The sequence below is a fragment of the Mycolicibacterium hodleri genome, from assembly GCF_025822245.1.
Taxonomy (GTDB): domain Bacteria; phylum Actinomycetota; class Actinomycetes; order Mycobacteriales; family Mycobacteriaceae; genus Mycobacterium; species Mycobacterium hodleri.
In genome coordinates this window covers 1-3,244 of sequence record NZ_JACKTL010000074.1, presented here as the reverse complement: position 1 = coordinate 3,244, position 3,244 = coordinate 1, and the positions used below count along the sequence as shown (strand labels likewise).

The following is a 3,244-nucleotide window of genomic DNA, read 5'->3' as shown; positions in this document are numbered from 1 at the left end:
CTGACCGCTTCTTGCCAGACGCGCGGTTTTGGAAAAGTTCGCCCGACCTCAGTAAGGACTTGAGTGAGCACACCGTCGAGGCCGGGTTCGACGTCGCCACCGTTGTCGATTTCCGTGAGACCACCTTGCACTCACACGCCCATGGCGAGATTGTGGCCAATATCCTTGGAGACCACCAAATCCCGGTGGTGTTGGTATTCCTCAATGCCGTTCACGTGCCGTCGTTGTCGCCCAAACGGTGCTTCGCGCTCGGCCGCGCGATTGCCGACGCCGTGCGGTCACGCCGCCCTGCAGACGAGAGGATAGGTCTTTACGCGTCCGGTGGGCTCTCACACTTCACTGCCGGCTATCCATGGGCTGCCTACCACGGGCTACACGCCCACGGCTCCATCGACGACGAATTCGATCACCGCACTCTGGAGCTTCTTTCCTCCGGAAAGGGTTTTGAGCTGAGTAACCTGACCAGCGAAGACCTGCTCAACAGTGGCAACATCGAGCTGAGATCATGGATATGTGCCGTCGGCGCAGTCGGCGGCAACACCCCGTGGGCCAGCGTCTATGAGCCCATTCCCCGCGCCCTGATGGGAATGGCCGTCGCCTGGACGAACTGCGAAGTCACTGTTTAGCGCGTCGAACGTGAGGCACGCGAAATTTGATTCGGCGGGTGTGTGGGTTATCCGCAGACCTACTCGACGTTTGCACTGAGAACCCCCACGGTCGAAGGAAGATGTCGTCGGCCGTGACCCTGGGACGAGGGCATGTCTGCCCACCCTCTGGCCCAGTCAACCGGCAGAACCGTGGGCCGCCGCGACGCCGCTCGCGAAAGGGTATGTGTCTCAATGTCGTTGTTGCGCCGCCTGCGCGGACTGTCGGCGACAATAGGCCCACACCGAAACCAGAGTCTCTGTTTTACAGAGTAGATCTCTGTTATACAGTAAGGCTATTAGGTACAGCGCCTAACTGCGTGGAAGTGATGGCTCGTGGTTAACGATGCCCTTCTGCTTCGGGGCCTCAACAGCCCAAGCTCCATAAGAACGGACAAGGAGGCGAACCGGATGGCCATTTACGCTGCCAGCACCGCCCATCGCAGTTTGGGTAAGGCATCCGCAGACTTCGCTGTCGTCGTCAAGGACGGCGTCGACACCGAAACCCCGAGCTGGCGATGAGCTCCACCCCTTCGGGCGCAGGGCTAGACACCGAACGACACGCCATCGCGCTGGCCTGTCGCGTCCTGGCGGCGCGCGACTTGGCGCCAGGCATCCTCGGCCACATCAGCCTGCGCGTCGACCGAGATCGACTGCTGATCCGATGTCGTGGTCCGCGCGAGCGAGGGCTCGCGTTCACCAGCGCAGAGGACATCCGGATGGTCACGTTGGACGGTACAGCGGGCGGCAAAGGAGAACTCGACGATGGTTACCAGCCGCCGAACGAATTGCCACTGCACACCGAAGTGCTCCGCACCCGCCGCGATGTCAATGCTGTGGTTCATGCGCACCCCGAGGCGGTAGTCGCCGCCGATCTCGCCGGTCTGGCTGTCCGACCGATTGTCGGAGCGTTTGACATACCCGGTTTTCGGCTCGCCGCGGCTGGCGTGCCGGTCTATCGGCGAGGCGTATTGGTGCGCAATCGGCAACTAGCCCAGGAAATGGTTGCTGCTATGGCAGACCGGCCGGTGGTCGTTCTTCGGGCCCACGGCCTCACCAGTGCTGCGGAAACCGTCGAGCGGGCCGTACTACAGGCCATCAGCGTCGACACGATCTCGCGTTTGTCGCTCCAGATCGCTTCTGCGGGTGGCACTCTGGCTGATTTGCCTGACGCTGATGCAGCAGAGCTGCCTGATCTCGGTAACGCTTTCAACGAGACCATCGCGTGGCGTCACGAGTTGGGGCGCCTCGAAACCCATGGTTTGTCGTGTCACCCATCGGAGAAAAGGTCCTCATAGGCACATCCGGGCACGCGCTTATGTCCATTGCCGCGGGTGGTCTGGGACGCGGCTTCCGATCCCATCGGACCATTGGCGTAGACATGCCCCGCACTCTCCTCGCCCGAGCATCGAGACCCGCGTGAATCGGAGCTTCGACAGCGCTGCGCGGATAGACCCCCCATTCAGCGGCGAGGACGCTGGTGGGCAGATGCAGAGCAACAAGAGCATTGCGCATCACCGGAGGGACGATAGTTTTGAGTTGGTTGACCGGGCAAGTCGCCCTGGTGACCGGCGGGGCAGCCGGAATCGGTTTGGCCGTGGTCGAGCGTTTCTTGGCCGAGGGCGCATGCGTGGGCGTCCTGGATCGCTCGGAAGGCGACCTGGCTACCATCGGCAACGCCGACGGCAGGCTCATCGCGGTAACAGGTGACGTGACGTCGTATGCAGACAACGTCATGGCGGTGCGCGAAACGGTCGATGCGTTCGGAAAGCTCGACGTCTTCGTCGGCAACGCTGGGATCTTCGATTACTTTGCCCCTTTGGTGGGTTTCGACGGAGCCGACCTCAGCAGCGCCTTCGATGAGATCTTCGCGGTCAATGTAAAGGGCTACCTCCTTGGTGCCAGGGCCGCCGTTCCTGAACTCCTCAAAAGCGATGGCCCGAGCATGATCTTCACCGTCTCCAACTCTGGCTTCTATGCCTCCGGTGGCGGCCCGCTGTACACCGCTTCCAAGCACGCAGTCGTTGGCGTAGTGCGTGAACTGGCCTACGAGTTGGCGCCGAAGATCAGGGTGAATGGCGTCGCTCCAGGCGGCACGGTAACGGGCCTGCGTGGAATCGAGGACCTCGGCCAGGGTCAGGACGTGTTGTCATCGGTGCCCGGCATCGCCGACATGATGAGTACTACAAACCCATTGCAGTACGCGCAGCAGCCCGCCGATCACGCCGGCCTGTATCTGCTACTCGCGTCTGCAGACAACTCGCGAGCGGTGACCGGCGTCGTCATCAACAGCGACGGCGGCTTGGGCGTGCGGGGCCTCAACCAGCCGTCCGGAGGGCTGGAACTTGCCACCGGCGCGATGCGCATCGACGTCGGGTCAACATAGGTGATCCGCCCCGGTGTGTCCGGAGAGTTCTTCCGTTGGGAAGGATGGGCGCGTGGGAGCGAAGTCATCGAGGCGGTATCCGGAGGAACTGAAGGTGCGGGCGGTGCAGATGGTGGCCGATCTGCGCAGCGAGACGGTCTCGGAGTGGGAGGCGATGGGCCGGGTGGCTGACCTGCTGGGTGTTGGTACTGCGGAAACGGTGCGCAAATGGGTT

General features: G+C 62.4%; 3 protein-coding genes and 1 pseudogene. All 4 read left to right on the top strand.

The window, feature by feature from the left end; translation table 11 throughout:
* The coding region (locus tag H7J06_RS31565) for a DODA-type extradiol aromatic ring-opening family dioxygenase (protein ID WP_264043904.1) at positions 1-626 on the top strand (626 nt) is incomplete at its 5' end.
* A gap of 536 nt (positions 627-1,162) precedes the next feature.
* Entirely contained in the window at positions 1,163-1,942 is a 780-nt protein-coding gene (phtC, locus tag H7J06_RS31560; RefSeq protein ID WP_036348132.1) for a 3,4-dihydroxyphthalate decarboxylase, read from the top strand.
* 236 nt (positions 1,943-2,178) lie between these two features.
* Positions 2,179-3,030 (top strand): 3-(cis-5,6-dihydroxycyclohexa-1,3-dien-1-yl)propanoate dehydrogenase, encoded by an 852-nt coding sequence (hcaB, locus tag H7J06_RS31555; RefSeq protein ID WP_264043902.1) that lies wholly within the window; start codon positions 2,179-2,181, stop codon positions 3,028-3,030.
* Positions 3,031-3,082: 52 nt separating this feature from the next.
* Positions 3,083-3,244: pseudogene (locus H7J06_RS32815) on the top strand (IS3-like element IS987 family transposase); the annotation flags it as partial.

Coding starts and splice junctions, on each gene's coding strand:
- phtC (WP_036348132.1), top strand. CDS start 1,163: ATGAGCTCCACCCCTTCGGGCGCAGGGCTAGACACCGAACGACACGCC.